This window comes from Pseudomonas sp. Z3-6 (assembly GCF_051131985.1).
Taxonomy (GTDB): Bacteria; Pseudomonadota; Gammaproteobacteria; order Pseudomonadales; family Pseudomonadaceae; genus Aquipseudomonas; species Aquipseudomonas zanjanensis.
The window spans coordinates 5,623,286-5,648,270 of sequence record NZ_CP071644.1; the positions used below are offsets into that span (position 1 = coordinate 5,623,286).

Below are 24,985 nucleotides of genomic sequence, written 5' to 3' on the forward strand. Positions count from 1 at the left end.
GTCCGTCTAGGGTCGACGTCCAAGAGAGCTTGGGCCGGCCGGTTGTCTATTCGCGCCTACCTTAAGGGAGAGGCGCGTTCAGGTCGAGATTAAAAATTCGGGTCGAGATCAGGGGCTTTCCGGTTTCAACAGTGGCCCCTGGCCGTCAACGGTATTGGAGGAAGACGTTGTCTTTGCCGAACTGGTCACGCAAGGCTTGAATCAACGCATCCGCCGGATCGATCCGCCAGCCTTCGCCGAACTGCAGCACGGCCTTGGCATCGGGGCGTACGTACTCCATGGTGATCGGGCAAGCACCGCGATGGCGCTTGAACAACTCGCCCAACCAGCGTAGCTGATCGCCCTTCAGATCCTGGGTCTGCAACTTCAGGCGCAGGCTCTCGGCCAGGTTGGTGCGGGCATCTTCCATGCTCATCACCCGCTTGACCCGCAGCCGCAGGCCACCGGAGAAGTCATCGTTACTGACCTCGCCTTCCACCACCACCATCGCGTCGGTCTGCAACAACGACTGCGCCGAATGGAACGCGTCGGCGAACAATGAGGCCTCGATACGCCCGGAGCGGTCGTCGAGGGTGATGAAGCCCATCTTGTCGCCCTTTTTGTTCTTCATTACCCGCAGGGCGATGATCATGCCGGCGACGGTCTGGGTGTCGCGCGCCGGCTTGAGGTCAATGATGCGCTGGCGGGCGAAACGGCGGATCTCGCCTTCGTATTCGTCGATCGGGTGACCGGTCAGGTACAGGCCCAGGGTGTCTTTTTCACCCTTGAGACGTTCCTTGAGGGTCAGCTCCTTGGTCTTGCGATGGTTGCCGTAGACATCGGCGTCCTCCTCGACGAACAGCCCGCCGAACAGGTCGGCGTGGCCGCTGTCGTGGGTGCGGGCGGTCTGTTCGGCGGCCTTGATCGCCTCTTCCATCGCCGCCAGCAAGACCGCGCGGTTGCGGTCGATGTTGGCCTGGTAGGCCTTTGGCTCGTCGTGGAAGTAAGGGCCCAGCCGGTCCAGGGCGCCACTGCGGATCAAACCGTCGAGGGTGCGTTTGTTGATGCGTTTGAGGTCGACCCGCGCGCAGAAGTCGAACAGGTCCTTGAACGGCCCATCCTGGCGCGCTTCGGTGATGGCTTCCACCGGCCCCTCGCCCACGCCCTTGATCGCGCCGAGGCCATAGATGATCCGGCCCTCGTCGTTCACCGTGAACTTGAACTCCGAAGCGTTCACGTCCGGCGCGTCGAGGCGCAGCTTCATGGTTCGCACTTCTTCGATCAAGGTCACGACCTTGTCGGTGTTGTGCATATCCGCCGACAGTACCGCCGCCATGAACGGCGCCGGGTAATGCGCTTTCAGCCACGCGGTCTGGTACGACACCAGGCCATAGGCGGCGGAGTGGGATTTGTTGAAGCCGTAGCCGGCGAATTTTTCCACCAGATCGAAAATGTTACCGGCCAGGTCAGGGTCGATGCCGTTGGTCGCGCAACCTTCAATGAAACCGCCGCGCTGCTTGGCCATTTCCTCGGGCTTTTTCTTACCCATGGCCCGGCGCAGCATGTCCGCGCCGCCGAGGGTGTAACCGGCCATGACCTGGGCAATCTGCATCACCTGTTCCTGATACAGGATGATGCCATAGGTCGGTGCCAACACCGGTTTCAAGCCTTCGTACTGATAATCCGAGTGCGGGTAGGCCAGCTCGGCGCGACCGTGCTTACGGTTGATGAAGTCATCCACCATGCCCGATTGCAGAGGCCCCGGACGGAACAGGGCCACCAGTGCAATAAGGTCTTCCAGGCAGTCGGGCTTGAGCTTTTTGATCAGCTCCTTCATGCCCCGGGATTCAAGCTGGAACACCGCCGTGGTTTCGGCTTTTTGCAATAGGCTGTAGGTCGGCTTGTCATCCAGTGGGATGAAGGCAATGTCCAGCGGTTCTTCGCCGACCTTGGCCCGGTCGCGGTTGATGGTCTTCAGCGCCCAGTCAATGATCGTCAGGGTCCGCAGGCCGAGGAAGTCGAACTTCACCAGGCCTGCCGCCTCGACGTCGTCCTTGTCGAACTGGGTCACCAGGCCGTCGCCTTCTTCGTCGCAATAGATCGGCGAGAAGTCCGTCAGCTTGGTCGGCGCGATCACCACGCCACCGGCGTGCTTGCCGACGTTACGCACCACGCCTTCGAGCTTGCGGGCCATCTCCCAGATTTCCGCGGCCTCTTCGTCGACCTTGATGAAGTCCCGCAGGATTTCTTCCTGCTCGTAGGCTTTCTCCAGGGTCATGCCGACTTCGAACGGAATCATCTTCGACAGACGATCCGCCAAACCGTAGGACTTGCCCTGCACCCGCGCCACGTCACGCACCACCGCCTTGGCGGCCATGGAACCGAAGGTGATGATCTGGCTCACCGCGTTGCGGCCGTACTTCTCGGCCACGTAGTCGATCACCCGGTCGCGACCGTCCATGCAGAAGTCGACGTCGAAGTCGGGCATGGAGACCCGTTCCGGGTTGAGGAAACGTTCGAACAGCAGGTCATATTCCAGCGGGTCGAGGTCGGTGATCTTCTGCACGTAGGCCACCAGGGACCCGGCACCCGATCCACGGCCAGGACCCACCGGCACGCCGTTGTTCTTGGCCCACTGGATGAAGTCCATCACGATCAGGAAGTAACCGGGAAAGCCCATCTGGATGATGATATCCAGTTCGAAATTCAACCGATCGACATAGACCTGGCGCTTGGCCTCGTAGTCTTCGGTGGTGTCCTTGGGCAACAGGACACTAAGGCGCTCTTCGAGACCGTCGAAGGACACCTTGCGGAAATATTCATCTATGGTCATGCCATCGGGAATCGGGAAGTTGGGCAGGAAGTGCTTGCCCAGCTTCACGTCGATGTTGCAGCGCTTGGCGATCTCGACGGTGTTTTCCAGCGCCTCGGGCAGGTCGCTGAACAACTCGGCCATTTCCTCAGCGCTCTTGAGGTATTGCTGATTGCTGTAGTTCTTTGACCGACGCGGGTCGTCGAGGGCGCGGCCCTCACCGATGCAAACCCGCGTTTCGTGGGCTTCGAAATCTTCCTGCTTGATGAACCGCACATCGTTGGTCGCCACCAGCGGCGCGCCGATCTTGTCGGCCAAGGCCACGGCGGCGTGCAGGTGTTCTTCGTCATTGGGACGGCTGGTGCGCTGCACTTCGATGTAGAAGCGATCCGGAAACACCGCCATCCAGTCGCGGGCCAGGGTCTCGGCTTCCTCGGGGTTGCCGCTGAGCAGGGCCAGGCCGATTTCACCTTCCTTGGCCGCGGACAACATGATCAGCCCTTCGCTGGCCTCGGCCACCCACTCGCGTTCGATGATGATCGAGCCGTTGCGCTGACCGTCGATAAAGCCGCGGGAAATCAACTCGGTGAGGTTGCGATAACCGAGGGCGTTCATCACCAACAGGCTGATCCGGCTCAGCGGCGCGTCCGGGTCCTTGTTCGACAGCCACAGGTCGGCGCCACAGATCGGCTTGATCCCGGCGCCCATGGCAGCCTTGTAGAACTTGACCAGCGAACACATGTTGTTCTGGTCGGTGACCGCCACGGCAGGCATGTTCATGCCCACCAGGGTCTTGACCAGGGGCTTGATCCGCACCAGACCGTCGACCAGGGAGTATTCAGTGTGCAGGCGTAGATGAACGAATGAAGCCGGCATAGTGATCCTGCGTTAAGTCATGAAAACAACAAGGCCCGGATTGTACCGGGCCTTGGGTAAAACATCAGCCAGCAACCCATTCTCTTGAGGATTGAACCCGTGGCGAGGGAGCTTGCTCCCGCTGGGCTGCGCAGCAGCCCCCTTCTTATGGGCGCTTCGCACCCAAGCGGGAGCAAGCTCCCTCGCCACGATGAATCAGGTGAACCCCTCGCTCACGATCAACCCATCACGGGCTTCATAAGCCAGCCGCACCGGAGCGAACGAACGCCTGTGGATCGGCGTTGGCCCAAGGCGCGCCAGGGCTTCGAGGTGCACGGGGGTCGGGTAGCCCTTGTGGCTGCCGATGCCGTAGCCCGGGTAGATCAACTCGAAGGCGGCCATTTCCCGGTCGCGACTGACCTTCGCCAGGATCGAGGCCGCGGCGATGGCCGGTACCTTGCCGTCGCCCTGGATCACCGCTTCGGCGCGCATCGACAGTTTCGGGCAGCGATTGCCATCGACCATCGCCAGCTTCGGCGTGATATGCAGCCCTTGCACGGCACGCTGCATGGCGAGCAGGGTGGCGTGCAGGATATTGAGTTCATCGATTTCTTCGACTTCGGCCCGGGCGATGCACCAGCTCAGGGCCTTCTCGCAGATTTCGTCGTAGAGTTTTTCGCGACGGGCTTCCGTGAGTTTCTTCGAATCATTCAGGCCGAGGATTGGCCGCTTAGGGTCGAGAATCACCGCCGCCGTCACCACCGCGCCACACAAAGGGCCGCGCCCCACTTCATCGACACCGGCCACCAGCTCTTCCACTTCGGCGACCAGGTTGAAGTCCAGGCCCATCTGTAGCTTTACGTTGCCCATGGTTTTGCGCCAATCAGGGTCAGTACCGCGTCAGCCGCCTGGTTGGAGGCATCGCGACGCAGGGTACGATGGATTTCGTCAAAGCCCCGGGTCTGTTCCTCGCCGCCATCGATCAAGGGCAACAGCGTAGTGGCCAGCGCCTCGGCGGTCGCATCGTCTTGCAGCAGTTCCGGCACCAACAGACGCTGGGCCAGCAGGTTCGGCAAGGAGACGTAGGGGCTCTTGACCATGCGCTTGAGAATCCAGAACGTCAGCGGCGCCAGGCGATAGGCGACCACCATCGGGCGTTTGAACAGCAACGCCTCAAGGGTAGCCGTGCCAGAGGCAATCAACACGGCGTCACAGGCCGCCAGTGCGTCATGGGAGCGACCGTCGAGCAACGTCACCGGCAAATCGCGACCGTCCAACAAGGCTTCCAGTTGGACGCGACGCTGGGCACTGGCACACGGCAGGACAAACCGCACACCGGGGCGCAGCGCCAGGAGGCGTTCGGCGGCGTCGAAGAACAAGCCCCCCAGGCGACTCACTTCGCCGCCCCGACTGCCGGGCATCAAGGCCACCAGCGGTCCTTCGGACAGGCCCAACGCCTGGCGAGCGGCCTCGCGGTCGGCTTCCAGGGGAATGGTGTCGGCCAGGGTGTGCCCGACAAACCGCACCGGCACGCCCTTTTCTTCGTAAAAGCGGGCCTCGAACGGCAGCAGCGTCAGCATCAGGTCGCAGCCTTCGCGGATCTTCAGCACGCGCTTCTGCCGCCAGGCCCAGACCGAGGGGCTGACGTAGTGCACGGTCCTGATCCCGGCCTGACGCAACTTGAGTTCAATATTGAGGGTGAAATCCGGCGCATCGATGCCGATGAACACATCCGGTTTTTCGTCGATCAGGGTCTGGATCAGCTTCTTGCGTCGAGCCAGCAGCTCACGCAGGCGACCGAGCACTTCCACCAGGCCCATCACCGACAGGCGTTCCATCGGAAAATAGGAGGTCAGGCCCTCGGCCTGCATCAAAGGCCCGCCAACGCCGATGAATTCCACCGCGGGGTGCTGCGCCTTGAGCGCTCGCATCAGACCCGCGCCCAGAATGTCACCGGAAGCCTCTCCCGCCACCAGTGCAACGCGCACGTTAGCCATGGTCAGCGAGTGATGCCGCGGGTCGAAGACTGGATGGAATCGCGGAAAATCGCGACTTCCGGGTGCTGTGCCGACGCCTCGGCCAGTTCGGCGAGCGCCTGCTCGACGGTCAGGCCCTGGCGGTACACCACTTTGTAGGCACGGCGCAGCGCGGTAATCGCCTCTTCGCTGAAACCCCGACGGCGCATGCCTTCGAAGTTCATGCTGCGGGCTTCGGCCGGGTTGCCGAACACCGTGACATAGGCCGGGACATCCTTGCCGATGGCGGTGCCCATGCCAGAAAAGCTGTGGGCGCCGATATGGCAATACTGGTGCACCAGGGTGAACCCGGACAGGATCGCCCAATCGTCCACGTGCACATGGCCGGCCAACGCGGTGTTGTTGACCAGGATGCAATGGTTGCCAATCACGCTGTCATGGCCGATGTGTGCGTAAGCCATGATCAGGTTGTGGTCGCCCAGGGTCGTTTCGGAACGGTCCTGGACAGTGCCACGGTGAATCGTCACGCCTTCGCGGATCACGTTGTGATCGCCAATGACCAGGCGGGTTTCTTCACCTTTGTACTTGAGATCGGGCGTGTCCTCGCCTACCGAGGAAAACTGGTAGATGCGATTGTGACGACCAATCCGGGTCGGTCCCTTGAGAATTACGTGGGGACCGATCACCGTACCCTCGCCGATTTCCACACCTGCGCCGATAATCGACCACGGGCCGACCTCGACATCGGCGGCCAGGACGGCCGTCGGATCGATGATTGCGCGAGGGTCAATCAAACTCATAGTTTGCGTTCCGCACAGATGATTTCAGCGGAGCAGACTGGCTTGCCGTCGACCGAAGCCTGGCATTCGAACTTCCAGATCTGGCGCTTGCAACTGATGAACTTGGCTTCGAGGATCAATTGATCGCCCGGCGTGACCGGCTGGCGGAAGCGCAGCTTGTCGGAACCGACGAAGTAATAGAGCGTGCCGTCGGCAGGCTTTACGTCGAGCATTTTGAAACCAAGGATCCCGGCAGCCTGGGCCATCGCCTCGATGATCAATACGCCCGGCATGATTGGGTGCGCGGGGAAGTGACCATTGAAGAACGGCTCGTTGATGCTGACATTCTTATAGGCGCGAATGCGCTTGCCTTCAACGTCCAGGTCCACCACCCGATCCACCAGCAGGAACGGGTAACGGTGAGGCAGGTATTCGCGAATCTCGTTGATGTCCATCATTTCGGGGGGAAGCCTATGTAAAGATTGGGAGCGCACGAGTGACGCGCACTCCGCTAGCAAATCAAGATGCCCTAACGGCTGTGCACACTTGATATGGAAATGGTATCAGCCATCTGATGAAGCATTACCGCCAGGGGTCACGTCCCCTACGCGCTTTTCCACCTGCTTGAGGCGCCGCGCGATGTCGTCGAGCTGGCGGATACGCGCCGCGCTCTTGCGCCATTCGGCTGCCGGCTGCATGGCTGTGCCGGAAGAATAGGCACCCGGCTCGGTAATCGAGTGGGTCACCATGGTCATCCCGGTCAGGAACACGTTGTCACAGATATCGATATGGCCCACCAGGCCTACGCCACCGGCGAGCATGCAGTGCTTGCCGATCTTGGTGCTGCCGGAGATGCCCACGCAGGCGGCCATGGCGGTGTGGTCACCGACCTGGACGTTGTGGGCGATCTGGATCTGGTTGTCGAGCTTGACGCCATTGCCGATGACCGTGTCGGCCAAGGCACCGCGGTCGATCGCAGTGTTGACGCCGATCTCCACGTCATCGCCAATGGTGACACCGCCGATCTGGGCGATCTTCTGCCAGATGCCCTTCTCGTTGGCAAAACCGAACCCTTCCCCGCCCAGCACGGCACCGGACTGGATCACCACCCGCTTGCCGATGCGCACGTCGTGATACAGGGTGACCCGTGGCGCCAGCCAGCCGCCTTCGCCGATCTCGCTGCGCGCACCAATGACACAATGGGCGCCCAGCGTGACACCAGCGCCGATTCGGGCCGCGCTTTCGATGACCACGAACGGGCCGACGCTGGCCGTGGGGTCAACCACGGCATCTGCGGCGATCACAGCGCTGGGATGAATACCGGCGGCCGATGTCGGCTTGGGATCGAACAGATGGGAAATGCGGGCATACGCCAGGTACGGATCGGGCACGATCAAGGCATCGCCGGCAAAACCATCGGCATCGGCAGCCTTGAGCAACAACGCAGCCGCCCGGCAGTCAGCCAGATACTTGCGGTACTGGGGATTTGCCAGAAAGCTCAACTGAGCTGGGCCAGCCTCTTGCAAAGTGGCTAGCCCAGTAATTGCCTTCTCCGGGTCGCCACGCAGGGTGGCGCCGAGGAACTCGGCCAACTGGCCGAGCTTGATAGTCGCTGTCATGGATTACTTCAGCTGATTCATGCGCTCGATCACTTGGCGCGTGATGTCGTATTGAGGCTTGACATCGATCACTGCGCCACGCTCGAACACCAGGTCAAAACCACCTTTCTTGATGACTTCTTCCACAGCGCTGTCGAGTTTCGGCTTGAGTTGCTTGAGCATTTCGCGGTCAGCAACAGCTTTCGCTTCGTTCAGCTCCTTGGACTGGAACTGGAAGTCACGGGCCTTTTGCTTGAATTCAAGCTCCAGACGTTCGCGCTCACCCTGGGCCATCTTGTCGCCACCGGCGACCAGACGGTCCTGGATACCCTTGGCGCTGCTTTCCAGGCCCTTGAGCTTGGTCAGTTGCGGGCCGAATTTTTTCTCGGCATCCACGGCGTATTTCTTCGCCGCGTCGGATTCCAGCAGGGCCATCTGATAATTCAGCACGGCAATCTTCATGTCGGCAAAAGCCGGACCGGCAACCAGTACGGTCGCCAGGAGAACCAATTGAGTCAACTTACGCACGATGCACTCCTACAAAATCCATTGTCGTTATCTTGGGCCGGACGCTTAGAACGTCTGGCCGAGGGAGAATTGGAACACTTGGGTTTCAGCGTCATCCGGTTTCTTGATCGGCATCGCCAACGCGAAGCTCAAAGGACCCAGTGCGGTGACCCAGGTCACGCCCACACCGACGGAGCTGGCCAGGTTGCTGAGGCTGATGTCGTTGCACTCTGCGTTGGATGACGTGCCATTGTTGTTGGTAGGTTTATCGCAACTGGAATCGAATACGTTACCCACGTCCCAGAATACCGAGGTACGCAGGGAGCGCTGATCCTTGACGAACGGCATGGGGAACAGCAATTCAACCCCGCCCTGAATCAGGACGTTACCACCGAATGGCAGCGGATCCTGATCCGGGTCCCGGATGGTCCCCTGGTTGCCAGTCTCAGCTGCACCGCGACTCGGCGTACTGCGTGGGCCTAAGGTACTGTCCTTGAAGCCACGTACCGAGTTGAAACCACCGGCGTAGTAGTTCTCGTAGAACGGCAGGCCGTCGGTCGAACCGTAGCCATCGCCATAACCAAGCTCGGTGTGCAGGCGCATGGTGTAGTTGTCAGACAGCGGCTGGAACAGCTGGCCGCGGTAATCGAGCTTGAAGAACGACAAGTCGCTGCCAGGCGTGGTGGTTTCCAATACCAGGCTCTGGGAACGGCCACGGGTTGCCAACACACCCTTGTTCAAGGTCGACTCGGACCAACCAACAGAGGCTTTGAAGTTCAGGTATTTGTCGCCTTCCTTATCGACGAAATCGAAAATCTCGTCAACGGTATAGCGGCCAGTGCTGATCTCGTCCTGCTGGGCGGTGAGGCCGAATGTAAGACGCGAAGTCTCGCTGATTGGATAACCTACGTTGACGCCGGCACCCAAGCTGTCTACTGCATAGCTGGAGACATCGGAATCGAGTTCGTCATAGTCGGTGGTGCGGTAGAAGGCGTTGTAGCCCAGGCTCACGCCGTCAGCGGTCCAGTAGGGGTCCACGAAACCGAAGTTGTAGCGGGTCTGGTATTCGCTGCGGGTCAAGCCGATGCTGACCTTGTTACCGGTACCCAGGAAGTTGTTCTGGGTGATCGAGCCACCGAGGATCAGGCCGGCGCTCTGGGCGAAACCGACGCTGGCGGTGATCGAACCGGAAGCCTGCTCTTCGACGCTGTAGTTCACATCGACCTGGTCATCGACGCCCGGCACGGCCGGCGTCTCGACGTTGACTTCCTTGAAGAAGCCCAGGCGCTCGAGACGGGTCTTGGACTGGTCGATCAGGTAGGTCGACGCCCAGCCACCTTCCATCTGGCGCATTTCACGGCGCAGCACTTCGTCCTCGGACTTGGTGTTGCCACGGAAGTTGATGCGGTTGACGTAGGCACGCTTGCCCGGGTCCACGGCGAAGGTGATGTCGACGGTATGGTCTTCATCGTGCGGCTGCGGCACGCCGCTGACGTTGGCGAAGGTGTAGCCCTCGTTACCCAGGCGGCGGGTGATCAGCTCGGACGTGGTGGTCATCAGCTTGCGCGAGAACACCTGGCCCTTCTGCACCAGCAGCAGCGACTTGACCTGGTCCTCGGGGACCTTCAGGTCACCGCTGAGCTTGACGTCACGAACGGTGTACTTCTCGCCTTCGTTGACGTTGACGGTGATGTAGACGTGCTTCTTGTCCGGGGTGATGGACACCTGGGTCGAAGCGATGTCCATGTTGATGTAGCCACGGTCCAGGTAGTAGGAACGCAGGCGCTCCAGGTCACCGGAGAGTTTTTCACGGGCGTACTTGTCGTCGTTCTTGAAGAACGACAGCCAGTTGGTGGTCTTGAGTTCGAACAGGTCGATCAGGTCTTCATCCGGGAAAACCGTGTTGCCCACCACGTTGATGTGCTGGATGGCCGCCACGGTGCCTTCGTTGATGTTGACCTTCAGGCCGACGCGGTTGCGCGGCTGCGGCACCACTTCGGTGTCGACGGTGGCCGAGTAGCGGCCCTGGGCGACGTACTGGCGTTGCAGCTCGTTACGCACGCCTTCGAGGGTGGCGCGCTGGAAGATCTCGCCTTCGGCCAGGCCGGACTGCTTGAGGCCTTTCATCAGGTCTTCAGTGGAGATCGCCTTGTTGCCTTCGATCTCGATACTGGCGACCGACGGGCGCTCGACTACCGTGATGACCAGGACATTGCCGTCACGGCCCAGCTGGATATCTTGAAAGAAGCCGGTCTTGAACAGCGCACGCGTGGATTCCACCAGGCGCCGATCATCCGCCTGCTCGCCGACGTTCAACGGCAAGGCACCAAAGACGCTACCCGCGGAAACCCGCTGGAGGCCGTTGACGCGAATATCAGAGATAGTGAAGGACTCGGCGTGAACTTCGGCGATCATCAATACGGTGAGAACCGCAGTTAGCAGCAGACGTTTCATGAAGTCCTTTCTTATTCCAACTGGCAATAAACAAACTGCCGCAAAATGCGGCAGATTCGCAATTCAGCGAAGCGTTACAGACGACCCAGATCGTTGACGAGGGCAAGCAACATGACCCCGACCACCAAGCTGATACCGATCTGTATCCCCCAACCTTGCACCCGATCCGACAAGGGACGACCACGCGCCCACTCGATCAGATAAAACAGCAGATGCCCCCCATCCAGTACCGGGATGGGCAGCAAATTCAGAACCCCCAGGCTAATGCTCAGATAAGCAAGGAAATTCAGGAAATCAGCGACGCCCGACTGGGCAGAAGCGCCCGCCACTTTAGCAATGGTTATCGGTCCACTCAAGTTTTTTACCGAGAGCTCGCCGAACAACATTTTCTTGAGCGAGTCCAGCGTCAGGATGCTCATGGTCCAGGTACGACGCGCACCCTCGCCAATCGCCGCCACAGGGCCGAAACTGACTTCGCGGATCATTTCCGGTGGCCAGTCGACCGCCTTGACGCCCGCCCCCAGGTAACCGGTCGGCGCCTTGCTTTCGCCACGGGCGGCCAGGGTCACCGGGACGTCGATTGGAGCACCGTCGCGCTCGATGCGCAGCAAAATCTTGGTATCAGGACGTACACGAACCGAATCGACCACCTGCTGCCAGTCGCTGACCGGCTGGCCATCGAGGGCCAGCAACCGATCGCCGGTCTTCAGGCCGGCAGCCTGGGCCGGGCCTTTCGGGTCGAGTTCGGCGAGAACCGGCGGCAACGCCGGACGCCAAGGCTTGATCCCCAGGGAACGGATCGGATCCGGCTCGTCGGCGCCCTTGAGCCAGTTGTCCAGGATCAGTTCGCGAGGCGAATCCACCGTGGAACCCTGCTCGCGCACCATTAACTGCAACGAACCGCTCTCACCCAGGCGACGTACCAGCTGCAGGTTGACCGCCGCCCAGCCCGATGTCGGCTCGCCGTCGATCGCGACGATTTCCTGCCCGGCACCCAGCCCGGCACGAGCGGCAACGCTGCCAGCCTCTACGCCACCGATGACCGGACGCACCTGCTCGCTACCCAGCATCGCAAGGCCCCAGAAAAACACCAAGGCCAGCAGGAAGTTGGCAATCGGTCCCGCCGCGACGATGGCGATACGCTGGCGGACGCTCTTGCGATTGAAGGATTGGTCGAGCTGATCGGCCGGGACTTCGCCTTCGCGCTCGTCGAGCATCTTGACGTAGCCGCCCAACGGGATAGCCGCCACGACGAACTCGGTGCCTTGCTTGTCGTGCCAACGCAGCAATGGCATGCCAAAGCCCACGGAAAAACGCAGGACCTTGACGCCACAGCGACGCGCGACCCAGAAATGACCGAATTCGTGAAAGGTGACCAACACCCCCAGCGCAACCAGGGTGCCGACAATCATATAGAGCGCGCTCATCTGTTTTCTCCGCAATCCTGTCCAAGGCAACCCTGGCTAACGTATCGCAGCTTCAACGCCCGTGGCGCTGCAGCCATTGGCCCGCCAACTCACGAGCCCTGGCATCCGCCGTGAATACCGTATCGAGGTCCTCGACCGAAACCACGGCTTCGAGGTTCAAGACTTCCTCGATGATACTCGCGATCTCGAGATAACGGACACGTCCATCGAGAAACGCGGCAACGGCCACCTCATTGGCAGCGTTAAGCATGGCCGGTGCACTGTTGCCCGCCTCGGCCGCCTGGCGCGCCAGGCGCAGGCAGGGGAAACGCTGCTCATCGGGCGCCTGGAAATCCAGGCGCGCGATGGCGAACAAATCCAGCGGCGCAACGCCCGAGTCGATGCGCTCCGGCCAGGCCAGGGCGTTGGCGATCGGCGTGCGCATGTCCGGATTGCCCAACTGGGCCAGCACCGAACCGTCGACGTAGTCCACCAGGGAGTGAATCACGCTCTGGGGGTGAATCACCACCTCGACCTGCGCCGGCTTGGCATCGAACAGCCAGCAGGCCTCGATCAGCTCCAGCCCCTTGTTCATCATGCTGGCCGAATCCACCGAGATCTTGCGCCCCATGGACCAGTTCGGGTGCGCACAGGCCTGCTCGGGAGAAACATGCACCAATTCTTCCAGCGGCGTCTGCCGGAACGGACCACCGGAGGCCGTCAGCAAAATCCGCCGAACCCCTACCGCACCGAGACCACGGGAAAAATCCTGCGGCATGCATTGAAAAATCGCATTGTGTTCGCTGTCGATGGGCAACAACACCGAGCCGCTTTTGCGTACAGCCTGCATGAACAGCGCGCCGGACATCACCAGCGCTTCTTTATTGGCCAGCAGGATCTTCTTGCCGGCTTCCACCGCCGCCAGCGTCGGACGCAAGCCCGCCGCACCGACGATCGCCGCCATCACGGCGTCGACTTCGGGGTCGGAAGCCACTTGGCAGAGGCCCTCCTCCCCTACCAACACGCGGGTTTGCAAGCCGGCTGCGCGCAGATCGTCCTGCAACGCCCGCGCCACGCCAGCCTCAGGCACCACGGCAAACCGCGGGGTGTGGCGAATGCACAACGCCAGCAATTCACTCAAGCGCGTGAAGCCACTGAGGGCAAACACCTGGTAGCGCTCCGGATGCCGACCGATGACGTCAAGCGTACTCAGGCCAATCGAACCGGTCGCGCCAAGAACAGTGATCTGCTGGGGGCGACTCACGATGCCGCCACCCACAACAGCACCGCAAAGATCGGGATCGCCGCCGTCAGGCTGTCGATGCGATCCAGCACGCCACCGTGACCGGGCAACAGGTTACTGCTGTCCTTGATCCCGGATTGACGCTTGAACATGCTTTCGGTCAGGTCGCCGACCACCGACACAAAGACGATCAGGGCCGCGCCAATAAGGCCCATGAACAGTTGCGCGACCGTCCAGTCCCGTACGAAGCCGACCACCGTGGTGATCACCAGGCTCAGGACCAGGCCACCATAGACCCCTTCCCAGCTCTTGCCGGGACTGACTTTCGGCGCCAGCTTGCGCTTGCCGAAGGCCTTGCCGGAGAAGTAGGCCCCGACATCGGCGCCCCAGACCAACACCATCACGGCCATGATCTGCCAGTTGCCCAGCGGACCTTGCTTGATCCAGATCAGCCCCTGCCAGGCCGGCAGCAGGATCAACAGGCCGATGACCAGCTTGGTCGCCGCGTTGGCCCAGTGATGCGTGGTCCGTGGGTAGGTCAGGACCAGGAAGGTCGCCGTCGCCCACCACAGCACCGCAGCACCCAGCACCCAAGGCGCGAGGCCGGGCACCACGTACATGATGAACAGCATGGCCGCCACGGTCGCTGCGTAGGCCACCCGCGCCGACTGTGCAGGAAAACCCGCCAGCCGCGCCCACTCCCATGCGCCCAGGGTCACGACCAGCCCGATGAACAGCGCAAAACCGGCGCCTTCGAGCAGGAAGAAACCACCCAGGGCGATGGGCAACAGGATCAAGGCAGTGATGATTCGTTGTTTAAGCATTAAATCCGGGCTCCAGCTTCGATCTGCTCGCTCGTTTTACCGAAACGACGCTGACGGGAAGCGAAATCGGCCAATGCGGTGCGCATGGCTTCGTGTTTGAAGTCCGGCCAGAACAGGTCGGAGAAGTACAGCTCGGCATAAGCCAATTGCCAGAGCAGGAAGTTGCTGATGCGATGATCGCCACCGGTACGGATGCACAGGTCCGGCAACGGCAGGTCACCGGTCGCCAGGCAAGTCTGTAGCAGCTCAGGGGTGATGTCTTCTGGACGCAAGTGCCCGGCCTGGACTTCCCGCGCCAGCCGCTGCGCAGCCTGGGCAATGTCCCATTGGCCACCATAGTTGGCGGCGATTTGCAGGACGAACCGATTGGCACCCGCCGTCGCGGCTTCGGCTTCACGCATCGCAGCCTGCAATTCAGGATGGAAGCGCGAGCGGTCACCGATGATGCGCAAGCTGATCTTGTTATCGCTAAGGCGCTTGGCCTCGCGACGCAGGGCCTTGAGGAACAGGTCCATCAAGGCGCTGACTTCATCGGCCGGGCGCTGCCAGTTCTCGCTGGAGAAGGCGAACAGGGTCAGCACCTCGACCCCTGCCTCGGCGCACACCTCGATGACCGCACGCACAGCGTCGACCCCCGCCTTGTGCCCGGCGACGCCAGGCATAAAGCGTTTCTTGGCCCAGCGGTTGTTGCCGTCCATGATGATCGCCACGTGGCGCGGCACCGCGAACGGCACGGCCTGCTTGGTCTTTTCCATGAAAACGAGACCCTTATACGGCCATCAGGTCTTTTTCTTTCTCGTCCGTGGCCTTGGTGATCTGGGCCTCGGATTCTTTGGTCAGCTTATCGATATCAGCGATGGCACGACGCTCTTCGTCTTCACTGATTTCCTTGTCCTTGACCAACTTCTTCAGCTCACCCAACGCGTCACGACGGATATTGCGCACAGCAACACGCGCATCTTCCGCTGCGCTACGGGCTTGCTTGGTGAAGCCTTTGCGCGTTTCCTCGGTGAGGGCCGGCATCGGGATCAGCAGCAGCTCCCCCAGGTTAGTTGGGTTGAGGTTCAGGCCGGCGCTCTGGATCGCCTTGTCTACGGCAGCGAGCATGTTGCGCTCGAAAGCCACGACCTGCAGGGTGCGCGAGTCTTTCACGGTGACGTTGGCAACGCTGCTCAGCGGTGTGTCAGTGCCGTAGTAAGGCACCATGACGCTGCCGAGGATGCTGGGGTGAGCCTTGCCGGTACGAATCTGGCCGAATGCGTGGTTCAGGGAGTCCAGGGATTTCTGCATGCGCTCTTGAGCGTCTTTTTTGATTTCATTGATCATTGTTGAGCTTCCTCGATCAGTGTTCCTTCGGCGCCGCCATGGACGATATTCAGCAGGGCGCCCGGCTTGTTCATGTTAAAGACGCGCAACGGCATCTTGTGGTCGCGGCACAGGCAGATAGCCGTCAGGTCCATGACACCCAGCTTGCGATCCAGCACTTCATCGTAGGTCAGATGATCGAACTTCTCGGCATGCGGGTCCTTGAACGGGTCAGCGGTATACACGCCGTCGACCTTGGTTGCCTTGAGCACGACATCGGCATCGATCTCGATCGCTCGCAGGCAGGCGGCCGAATCCGTGGTGAAGAACGGATTACCGGTACCGGCGGCAAAAATCACCACTTCCTTGGAATTGAGGTGGCGCATGGCTTTGCGGCGGTCGTAGTGATCGGTCACGCCAACCATGGAAATGGCCGACATCACGATGGCCGAGATATTGGCACGCTCCAGCGCGTCGCGCATAGCCAGGGCGTTCATCACAGTGGCCAGCATGCCCATGTGGTCGCCCGTGACCCGATCCATGCCGGCCGCGCTCAGCGCTGCGCCGCGGAACAGGTTGCCGCCGCCGATGACCAGGCCGACCTGAACGCCGATCCCGACCAACTGGCCGACTTCCAGGGCCATGCGATCCAGCACTTTCGGATCGATCCCGAACTCTTCCGAGCCCATCAGGGCCTCGCCGCTAAGCTTGAGTAGAATGCGTTTATAGCGAGCCTGATAACCACTGCCCTGCTGAGCCATTGCGAATCTCTCCTGCGGCGTATGTGTTCAAAAAATTCTTTGCAAGCTGTTTTCAGCCTGCGTTCACTCTAGCCTTTGCACGAAAAGTGCCTGCGCGACGATCATACTGCGTTGAAAACTGGCTCGGAATGCTCATTTACAACCAGTAAACTCCGCTTCCTCGCCAGTTTTCGCCTTGCCTGATCGCCGCTCGGCGACTTTTCGTACAAAGCCAAGCTTGACGCTGACACAGCGCCATCGGAACACGGCTTTGTAAGCCAGTTCCGACAGGAAACCAATAAAAATCGGCATCCCCATCCAAAAAGAGGCTGCGCGCGTTAAGCGGGCAGCCTCTTCAGGGCGACAGTTATACAAACTGTCTTATTGCTTGCTGGCAGCCAGCTGAGCAGCTACTTCTTCAGCGAAGTTGTCTACTGGCTTCTCGATGCCTTCGCCCACTTTGAAGTAAGTGAAGGAAACGATTTCAGCGCCGCCCTTCTTGGCCAGTTCACCGACCTTGATTTCAGGATTCTTGACGAACGCCTGCTCAACCAGGCTGGCTTCAGCCAGGAACTTGGTGATACGACCGGCAACCATTTTTTCAACGATTTCGGCAGGCTTGCCTTTGATCTTGTCTTCGTTGAGCTGCATGAACACGGCTTTTTCGCGCTCGATGGCATCAGCGGAAACTTCCGACGGCAGCAGGAACTCAGGGTTGCTGGCAGCGACGTGCATTGCGATGTCCTTGGCCAGCTCGACGTTGCCGCCTTTGAGGGCCACAACAACACCGATCTTGTTGCCGTGCAGGTAAGAACCGACAACATCGCCTTCGACACGAACCAGACGACGGATGTTGACGTTTTCGCCTACTTTGGCAACCAGGGCCTCACGAGCCGATTCCTGAGCGGCGATCAGCGGAGCTGCGTCGGTCAGTTTGTCAGCGAATGCTTTTTCGACGCTGGCGGCAACGAATGCTTTGAAGTCGTCTTGCAGGGCCAGGAAGTCAGTCTGCGAGTTGACTTCGATGATAACGGCAGCTTTACCGTCATCCTTGATACCGATAGCGCCTTCAGCGGCAATGTTGCCAGCTTTCTTGGCAGCCTTGATGGCGCCCGAAGCACGCATGTCATCAATGGCTTTTTCGATGTCGCCGCCAGCCTTGGTCAAGGCTTTCTTGCAATCCATCATGCCTTCGCCGGTACGCTCGCGCAGTTCTTTGACCAACGCTGCAGTAATCTCTGCCATTTCAAAATCCTCTTGGATAGGTTTTCAACCATTCCACCCGATCGAACGGGCGATCAATTCTTCCTGGAAAACCACTGCTTATAGGCCACGGCAGGTTACAAACAAGTCACTGCGCTGGCGGCAAATGGTTTTCGAGGTGGCAAAAAGGGGGCCAAGCCCCCTTTTTGCTTACTGAGTCAACGCCAGGGGCGTCGATTACTCAGCGGCTGCTGCCGGAGCTTCTTCAGCGAAGACTTCGGTGCCGCCGTTAACGTTGTTGCGACCACGGATTACAGCGTCAGCCATCGAACCCATGTACAGCTGGATGGCGCGGATGGCGTCATCGTTGCCTGGGATGATGTAGTCAACGCCTTCCGGGCTGCTGTTGGTGTCGACAACGCCGATGACCGGGATACCCAGCTTGTTGGCTTCGGTGATCGCGATGCGCTCGTGGTCAACGTCGATCACGAACAGTGCGTCAGGCAGACCGCCCATGTCCTTGATACCGCCCAGGGAGCGGTCCAGCTTCTCAAGATCGCGAGTGCGCATCAGCGCTTCTTTCTTGGTCAGCTTGGCAAAAGTACCGTCTTCGGACTGGACTTCAAGGTCACGCAGACGCTTGATGGAAGCGCGAATGGTCTTGAAGTTGGTCAGCATGCCGCCCAACCAGCGGTGATCGACGTACGGCGAACCGCAACGTGCTGCTTCTTCAGCAACGATCTTGCCAGCGGAACGCTTGGTGCCGACGAACAGAATCTTGTTTTTGCCCTGGGCCAGGCGCTCTACGAAGGTCAGTGCTTCGTTGAACATCGGCAGGGTTTTTTCAAGGTTGATGATGTGGATCTTGTTACGCGCGCCGAAAATGTACTTGCCCATCTTCGGGTTCCAGTAACGGGTCTGGTGACCGAAGTGCACACCGGCCTTCAGCATATCGCGCATGTTGACTTGGGACATGATAGTTCCTTGATAAGTCGGGTTTGGCCTCCACGTATCCCAATGACCAACCAGCGGCTATATAAGCCGAAGGCACCCAGGTCATCGTGTCGACACGTGTGTGGATTTAAGCTTACGGGGTCATCCCCGGAAAGCGGCGCATTTTATACCACAGCAAGGGCGAAAACGGAACACGGATTCTCAAATCCCTGTGGCGAGGGGATTGTGGGAGCAAGGCTTGCCCGCGAAAAGGCGATGCGGTCCTTTAGAAATCGAGTCGCCTGGATCGCGAGCAAGCTTTGCTCCCACTCTCGCGCCCTGGCCACAGAGTTCCGGGCTGGGGAGTTCTTTGCGCTGATCGTCTGTTAGAATCGCCTCTTTCAGGGCCACGCGAGTCATCATCCGCTGCCCATTTCGTTTTGAACAGCGCCGTCGGGCGCAGAGAGAGCCTGTATGACCGTTACCCTCAAGACGCCCGAGGACATCGCCAAAATGCGTGTCGCCGGCAAACTCGCCGCCGAAGTGCTGGAGATGATCGCCGACTACGTCAAGCCGGGCGTGACCACCGAAGAGCTGGACCGTATCTGCCACGACTACATCGTCAACGAGCAGAAAGCCATCCCCGCCCCGCTCAACTACAAAGGCTTCCCGAAGTCGATCTGCACGTCGATCAACCACGTGGTCTGCCACGGCATCCCCAACGAAAAACCGTTGAAGGATGGCGACACCTTGAACATCGACGTCACCGTCATCAAGGACGGCTATCACGGCGACACCAGCCGCATGTTCCATGTCGGCAACGTGCCGGAGTGGGCCGAGCGCCTGTCCAAGGTCACCCAGGAATGCATGTACATGGCCATCGAACTGGTGAAACCGGGCTGCCGCCTGGGCGACATCGGCGAAGTGATCCAGAAGCATGCGCAGAAGAACGGTTTCTCGGTGGTGCGCGAGTTCTGCGGCCACGGCATCGGTAAGGTGTTCCACGAAGAACCGCAGATCCTGCACTACGGCCGCGCCGGTACCGGCATGGAGTTGCAGGCGGGCATGACCTTCACCATCGAGCCGATGATCAACCAGGGCCGCGCCGACACCAAGGTGCTGGGCGACGGCTGGACCGCCATCACCAAGGACCGCAAGTTGTCGGCCCAGTGGGAACACACCCTGCTGGTCACCGAGACCGGCTACGAAATCTTCACCCTGCGCAGCGATGACACCATCGCGCGCGTTTCCGCCTGATCCGTACCCAGCCTATAGATCCAACAGATATAGATAGAAAGGAAAGCCATTCAATGCCGCAGGTGGATCCCGAACTCTTCGACCGCGGCCAGTTCCAGGCTGAACTGGCCCTGAAGGCAAGCCCCATCTCGGCATTCAAGAAGGCCATCCGCCAGGCCCACGAAGTGCTCGACCAGCGCTTTCGCAATGGCCGGGACATTCGTCGGCTGATCGAGGACCGCGCCTGGTTCGTCGATAACATCCTGCAAAAGGCCTGGGAGCAGTTCGATTGGAGCGAGGATGCCGACATCGCCCTGGTGGCGGTGGGCGGCTATGGGCGCGGCGAGCTGCACCCCTACTCCGACATCGACCTGCTGATCCTGCTGGACAGCGCCGATCATGAAATTTTCCGCGACTCCATCGAGCGCTTCCTGACGCTGTTGTGGGACATCGGCCTGGAAGTCGGCCAAAGCGTGCGTTCGGTGCAGGAATGCGCCGACGAGGCCCGCGCCGACCTGACAGTGATCACCAACCTGATGGAAAGCCGCACCGTTGCCGGCCCCGAGCACCTGCGCCAGCGCATGCTCGATGTCACCAGCACGGCGCACATGTGGCCCAGCAAGGACTTTTTCCTGGCCAAGCACGCCGAGCAGAAGGCCCGTCACCACAAGTACAACGACACCGAATACAACCTGGAACCCAACGTCAAGGGCTCGCCCGGCGGGCTGCGTGACATCCAGACGATCCTGTGGGTCGCCCGCCGCCAGTACGGCACGCTGAACCTGCGCGCCCTGGCCGGGGAAGGTTTCCTGGTGGAAAGCGAAAACGCCTTGCTGGCCTCGTCCCAGGAATTCCTGTGGAAGGTCCGCTACGCCCTGCACATGCTCGCCGGGCGCTCCGAGGACCGCCTGCTGTTCGATCACCAGCGCTCCATCGCCGGCCTGCTGGGTTTCGAGGGGCAGGATGCCAAGCAGTCCATCGAAAACTTCATGCAGCAGTACTACCGGGTAGTGATGAGCATCGCCCAGCTCAGCGAACTGATCATCCAGCACTTCGAGGAAGTCATCCTCGCCCCCGAGGACGAAGAACCGCCGCTGCCGATCAACTCACGTTTTCAGTTGCACGACGGCTACATCGAAGCGCGTAACGCCAACGTGTTTCGCCGCACGCCCTTCGCCATGCTCGAGATTTTCGTGCTCATGGCCCAGCAGCCGGAAATCAAGGGTGTACGCGCCGATACCATCCGCCTGCTGCGGGAAAACCGTCATCTGATCGACGAGGATTTCCGTCACGACATCCGCAACACCAGCCTGTTCATCGAGCTGTTCAAATGCAAGATCGGCGTGCACCGCAACCTGCGCCGGATGAACCGCTACGGGATCCTCGGGCGCTACCTGCCGGAGTTCGGCTTCATCGTCGGGCAGATGCAGCACGACCTGTTCCACATTTATACGGTCGATGCCCACACGCTGAACCTGATCAAGCACCTGCGTAAATTGCAGTACACCCAGGTGTCGGAGAAATTCCCACTGGCCAGCAAGCTCATGGGCAAGCTGCCCAAGCCCGAGCTGATCTACATGGCCGGGCTGTACCACGACATCGGCAAGGGCCGCCAGGGCGACCATTCCGAGATCGGCGCGGTGGACGCCGAGGCGTTCTGCCAGCGCCATCAACTGCCTCTGTGGGACAGCCGGCTGATCGTCTGGCTGGTGCAGAACCATTTGGTGATGTCGACCACCGCCCAGCGCAAGGACTTGTCCGATCCGCAGGTCATCCATGACTTCGCCCAGACCGTTGGCGACGAAATCCGCCTGGATTATCTCTATGTGTTGACCGTGGCCGATATCAACGCCACCAATCCAACCCTGTGGAACTCCTGGCGCGCCAGCCTGTTGCGCCAGCTCTACACCGAGACCAAGCGGGCCTTGCGCCGCGGCCTGGAAAACCCGGTGGACCGCGAAGAACAGATCCGTCGTACCCAAAGCGCAGCCCTGGACATCCTGGTCCGCGGCGGCACCGACCCGGACGATGTCGAGCAGCTCTGGTCGCAATTGGGCGATGATTACTTCCTGCGCCACACCGCCGGCGACGTGGCCTGGCACAGCGACGCGATCCTGCAGCAACCGGCCGATGGCGGGCCGCTGGTGCTGATCAAGGAAACCACCCAGCGTGAGTTCGAGGGCGGTACGCAGATCTTCATCTATGCCCCGGACCAGCACGACTTCTTCGCGGTGACGGTGGCGGCGATGGACCAGCTCAACCTCAACATTCATGACGCCCGGGTCATTACGTCCACCAGCCAGTTCACCCTCGACACCTACATCGTGCTCGACACCGACGGCGATTCGATTGGCGACAACCCGGCGCGGGTCAAGCAGATTCGCGACGGCCTCACCGAGGCCCTGCGCAACCCGGCGGACTACCCGACCATCATCCAGCGCCGGGTGCCGCGCCAGCTCAAGCACTTCGCCTTCGCGCCGCAAGTGACGATTCATAACGACGCCCAGCGCCAGGTCACGGTGCTGGAACTCAGCGCGCCGGATCGCCCGGGCCTGCTGGCGCGGGTCGGCCATATTTTCCTGGAGTTCGACCTGTCGCTGCAAAACGCCAAGATCGCCACCCTCGGCGAACGGGTGGAAGACGTATTTTTCATTACCGACGCTCAGAACCAGCCGTTGTCCGATCCGCAACTGTGCAGCCGCTTGCAGGAAGCGATCGTGCAGCACTTGAGCGTCAACCAGGAACCTGATGCCCACCTGACACGCATCAGCATCTGAACGAACACATGTCCCCTGTGGGAGCGAGCCTGCTCGCGATGGCGGCGGAACATCCAGCATTGATGCTTCCTGATACACCGCTATCGCGAGCAGGCTCGCTCCCACATTGAAAGAGGCCCTCAATGAACAACGCTCTGAACCAGCTCCAGCCCTACCCGTTCGAAAAACTCCGCGCCCTGCTCGGCAGCGTCACGCCCAACCCGGACAAGCGCCCAATCGCGCTGTCCATCGGCGAGCCCAAGCATCGCTCGCCAAGCTTCGTGGCCGAGGCCCTGGCCAGCAATCTGGAAAAGATGGCCGTGTACCCGACCACCCTCGGCATCCCGGAACTGCGCGAAGCCATCACCGGCTGGTGCGAGCGCCGCTTCAACGTGCCGAACGGCTGGCTGGACCCGGCGCGCCACGTGCTGCCGGTCAATGGCACCCGTGAAGCCCTGTTCGCCTTCACCCAGACCGTGGTCAACCGGGGCGACGATGCCTTGGTGGTCAGCCCGAACCCGTTCTACCAGATCTACGAAGGCGCGGCGTTCCTGGCCGGGGCCAAGCCGCACTATCTGCCGTGCCTGGACGCGAACGGCTTCAACCCGGATTTCGATGCCGTTTCGCCAGACGTCTGGAAACGCTGCCAGATCCTGTTCCTGTGCTCCCCGGGCAACCCGACCGGCGCGCTGATCCCGGTGGACGTGCTGAAGAAACTCATCGCCCTGGCGGATGAATATGACTTCGTCATCGCCTCGGACGAGTGCTACAGCGAATTGTATTTTGACGAACAGACCCCGCCGCCAGGCCTGCTCACCGCTTGCGTCGAACTCGGTCGCAAGGACTTCAAGCGCTGCGTGGTGTTCCACAGTCTGTCCAAACGCTCCAACCTGCCTGGCCTGCGCTCCGGTTTTGTGGCCGGTGACGCGGACATCCTCAAGGGCTTCCTGCTGTACCGCACCTACCACGGCTGCGCGATGCCGGTCCAAACCCAACTGGCAAGCATTGCCGCGTGGAACGACGAAGTGCATGTGCGGGCCAACCGTGCGCTGTACCGGGAAAAGTTCGACGCCGTGCTGGAAATCCTCAGCCCAGTGCTGGACGTGCAACGCCCTGATGGCAGCTTCTATCTGTGGCCGAACGTGGCGGGCGACGACGCAGCCTTCTGCCGAGATCTGTTCGAACAGGAGCACGTGACCGTCGTGCCGGGTTCCTACCTCTCCCGCGACGTGGACGGCGTCAACCCAGGCGCCGGCCGCGTGCGCATGGCCCTGGTCGCGCCATTGGCTGAATGCGTGGAAGCGGCGGAGCGAATCCGCGCGTTCATCCAGCGTCGGGGTTGATGGCTATATCGCACTGAAGCGGACCGCTGTTGTGGCGAGGGAGCTTGCTCCCGCTGGGCTGCGCAGCGGCCCCTGAAGCAGTCAACTCAATCTGCCTGACATACCGCGCTGCCCGGTTTCAGGGCCGCCTCGCGCTGGAGCGCCAGCCCGGCCCAGAGGGAGCAAGCTCCCTCGCCACAGGGGGCTGGTGTCGCCCCCATATCTGCGAACACCACAAATCCCCTGTGGGAGCGGGCTTGCTCGCGAAAGCGGTGGTTCAGCTTGCACCCATGTTGAATGGGCCTACGTCTTCGCGAGCAAGCCCGCTCCCACAGAGGGTTGATGTTGATCGCGCGTCCTGTGAACAACACACAACCACTGTGGGAGCAAAGCTTGCTCGCGATGAGGCCGGCACTTATTGCATCAAGTCCGAAGCTCTACCCGATCCAGGCACTTATTCGCCAACAACATCCCCAACTCAATCATCTGCGCCACTCCCAATGCTACATGTCGTCGCGAGCCGTCCTGATCGAAGGCAAGGTCATTGAGCATTGCATTGGCCGAAGCCAGGGTTTCGCTGAGGTTGGCCAGCAACACTTCGGTGTCGATACCGTCAGCCACAGTGAATAACTGTACTGAGGGCTTGGGTTCTGGCTTGCTGTCGTCAGGTTTGAGGTATTGATCCAGCACACGATCAGCTGCCTCTTGCAGCTTTTCGGGGGCATAGTCGCCGTAGGGAAAAGTGGAGGCTGATTTTGGTGGGTTTGGAGTTTCTTTGATCATTTGGATGCTCCTTGGGTGTTGGAGCCGCCACAAAGCCTTCTCACGGACTAGAGAGTGGCAGCCGTACGCGGGGTGAGAATCCGGGTCAAACACCCACTAAATACCCGGCCATGTCGAAACATGCCCGCGCACAGCCGCCATAACATGATGTATGGACGAAACGCGCCTGCACTTTATATGGCGGGCGCTTATGCGCATAGTGGGTATTCGGATTCTCACGTCCGGTCGCTGAATTGGTAGCGACACCCAGAGGCTAGAGCCCTCGCTTCCGACG

21 protein-coding genes are annotated in these 24,985 nt (G+C 60.6%); 3 read left to right on the forward strand and 18 right to left on the reverse strand.

From position 1 onward, the window contains the following. Positions 1 to 145: 145 nt before the first annotated feature. The 17 genes from dnaE to rpsB form a co-directional block, all read right to left on the reverse strand. Positions 146 to 3,667, reverse strand: a complete 3,522-nt coding sequence (gene dnaE / locus J3P88_RS24475; RefSeq protein WP_434572078.1) for a DNA polymerase III subunit alpha — start codon at positions 3,665 to 3,667, stop codon at positions 146 to 148. Between the two features lie 195 nt (positions 3,668 to 3,862). Continuing rightward, a complete protein-coding gene (gene rnhB, locus J3P88_RS24480) occupies positions 3,863 to 4,516 on the reverse strand; it encodes a ribonuclease HII (RefSeq protein WP_434572080.1) in 654 nt (217 codons plus the stop codon). After that, positions 4,504 to 5,643, reverse strand: a complete 1,140-nt coding sequence (lpxB, locus tag J3P88_RS24485; protein WP_434572082.1) for a lipid-A-disaccharide synthase — start codon at positions 5,641 to 5,643, stop codon at positions 4,504 to 4,506. The genes rnhB and lpxB overlap by 13 nt, the downstream gene beginning before the upstream one ends. 2 nt (positions 5,644 to 5,645) lie before the next feature. After that, entirely contained in the window at positions 5,646 to 6,422 is a 777-nt protein-coding gene (gene lpxA / locus J3P88_RS24490) for an acyl-ACP--UDP-N-acetylglucosamine O-acyltransferase (RefSeq protein WP_186705503.1), read from the reverse strand. Next, entirely contained in the window at positions 6,419 to 6,859 is a 441-nt protein-coding gene (fabZ, locus tag J3P88_RS24495; RefSeq protein WP_003184897.1) for a 3-hydroxyacyl-ACP dehydratase FabZ, read from the reverse strand. The genes lpxA and fabZ overlap by 4 nt, the downstream gene beginning before the upstream one ends. A 105-nt stretch (positions 6,860 to 6,964) precedes the next feature. Next, complete coding sequence (gene lpxD, locus J3P88_RS24500) at positions 6,965 to 8,020, reverse strand: UDP-3-O-(3-hydroxymyristoyl)glucosamine N-acyltransferase (protein WP_186705502.1); 1,056 nt, start codon at positions 8,018 to 8,020, stop codon at positions 6,965 to 6,967. Between the two features lie 3 nt (positions 8,021 to 8,023). After that, complete coding sequence (locus J3P88_RS24505) at positions 8,024 to 8,527, reverse strand: OmpH family outer membrane protein (protein ID WP_003184901.1); 504 nt, start codon at positions 8,525 to 8,527, stop codon at positions 8,024 to 8,026. A 45-nt stretch (positions 8,528 to 8,572) separates the two neighbouring features. Continuing rightward, positions 8,573 to 10,960 carry an outer membrane protein assembly factor BamA gene (gene bamA / locus J3P88_RS24510; RefSeq protein ID WP_186705501.1) on the reverse strand — a complete coding sequence of 796 codons (2,388 nt, stop codon included), beginning with the start codon at positions 10,958 to 10,960 and terminating at the stop codon, positions 8,573 to 8,575. A 74-nt stretch (positions 10,961 to 11,034) separates the two neighbouring features. Continuing rightward, positions 11,035 to 12,387 (reverse strand): RIP metalloprotease RseP, encoded by a 1,353-nt coding sequence (gene rseP / locus J3P88_RS24515; protein WP_434572085.1) that lies wholly within the window; start codon positions 12,385 to 12,387, stop codon positions 11,035 to 11,037. A 52-nt stretch (positions 12,388 to 12,439) separates the two neighbouring features. Further along, positions 12,440 to 13,630 carry a 1-deoxy-D-xylulose-5-phosphate reductoisomerase gene (ispC, locus tag J3P88_RS24520; protein WP_411386606.1) on the reverse strand — a complete coding sequence of 397 codons (1,191 nt, stop codon included), beginning with the start codon at positions 13,628 to 13,630 and terminating at the stop codon, positions 12,440 to 12,442. Further along, positions 13,627 to 14,433 (reverse strand): phosphatidate cytidylyltransferase, encoded by an 807-nt coding sequence (locus J3P88_RS24525; RefSeq protein WP_434572088.1) that lies wholly within the window; start codon positions 14,431 to 14,433, stop codon positions 13,627 to 13,629. The genes ispC and J3P88_RS24525 overlap by 4 nt, the downstream gene beginning before the upstream one ends. Next, on the reverse strand, positions 14,433 to 15,188 hold the full coding sequence (gene uppS, locus J3P88_RS24530) for a polyprenyl diphosphate synthase (protein ID WP_186705497.1): 756 nt from the start codon (positions 15,186 to 15,188) through the stop codon (positions 14,433 to 14,435). The genes J3P88_RS24525 and uppS overlap by 1 nt, the downstream gene beginning before the upstream one ends. Before the next feature lie 13 nt (positions 15,189 to 15,201). Then, on the reverse strand, positions 15,202 to 15,759 hold the full coding sequence (gene frr, locus J3P88_RS24535) for a ribosome recycling factor (RefSeq protein ID WP_060739001.1): 558 nt from the start codon (positions 15,757 to 15,759) through the stop codon (positions 15,202 to 15,204). Then, positions 15,756 to 16,499: a UMP kinase gene (pyrH, locus tag J3P88_RS24540; protein ID WP_186705496.1), complete on the reverse strand. Its 744-nt coding sequence runs from the start codon at positions 16,497 to 16,499 to the stop codon at positions 15,756 to 15,758. Before pyrH ends, frr begins: the two co-directional genes overlap by 4 nt. 132 nt (positions 16,500 to 16,631) lie before the next feature. Next, positions 16,632 to 16,790, reverse strand: a complete 159-nt coding sequence (locus J3P88_RS24545) for a hypothetical protein (RefSeq protein ID WP_434572091.1) — start codon at positions 16,788 to 16,790, stop codon at positions 16,632 to 16,634. 69 nt (positions 16,791 to 16,859) lie between these two features. After that, complete coding sequence (gene tsf / locus J3P88_RS24550) at positions 16,860 to 17,723, reverse strand: translation elongation factor Ts (protein WP_024619613.1); 864 nt, start codon at positions 17,721 to 17,723, stop codon at positions 16,860 to 16,862. A gap of 195 nt (positions 17,724 to 17,918) precedes the next feature. After that, positions 17,919 to 18,656: a 30S ribosomal protein S2 gene (rpsB, locus tag J3P88_RS24555; protein WP_003198231.1), complete on the reverse strand. Its 738-nt coding sequence runs from the start codon at positions 18,654 to 18,656 to the stop codon at positions 17,919 to 17,921. Positions 18,657 to 19,088: 432 nt separating this feature from the next. Here rpsB and map point away from each other — a divergent pair, with 432 nt between their 5' ends. The 3 genes from map (at position 19,089) to dapC (ending at position 23,949) form a co-directional block, all read left to right on the forward strand. After that, positions 19,089 to 19,871, forward strand: coding sequence for a type I methionyl aminopeptidase (gene map / locus J3P88_RS24560; RefSeq protein ID WP_186705495.1), 783 nt, complete (start codon positions 19,089 to 19,091; stop codon positions 19,869 to 19,871). Positions 19,872 to 19,924: 53 nt separating this feature from the next. After that, on the forward strand, positions 19,925 to 22,627 hold the full coding sequence (locus J3P88_RS24565; protein ID WP_186705494.1) for a [protein-PII] uridylyltransferase: 2,703 nt from the start codon (positions 19,925 to 19,927) through the stop codon (positions 22,625 to 22,627). Positions 22,628 to 22,749: 122 nt separating this feature from the next. Further along, on the forward strand, positions 22,750 to 23,949 hold the full coding sequence (dapC, locus tag J3P88_RS24570) for a succinyldiaminopimelate transaminase (protein ID WP_181289171.1): 1,200 nt from the start codon (positions 22,750 to 22,752) through the stop codon (positions 23,947 to 23,949). Positions 23,950 to 24,351: 402 nt separating this feature from the next. Here dapC and J3P88_RS24575 read toward each other — a convergent pair whose 3' ends face one another. Further along, on the reverse strand, positions 24,352 to 24,711 hold the full coding sequence (locus J3P88_RS24575) for a DUF6124 family protein (protein ID WP_434572094.1): 360 nt from the start codon (positions 24,709 to 24,711) through the stop codon (positions 24,352 to 24,354). Between the last annotated feature and the right edge of the window lie 274 nt (positions 24,712 to 24,985).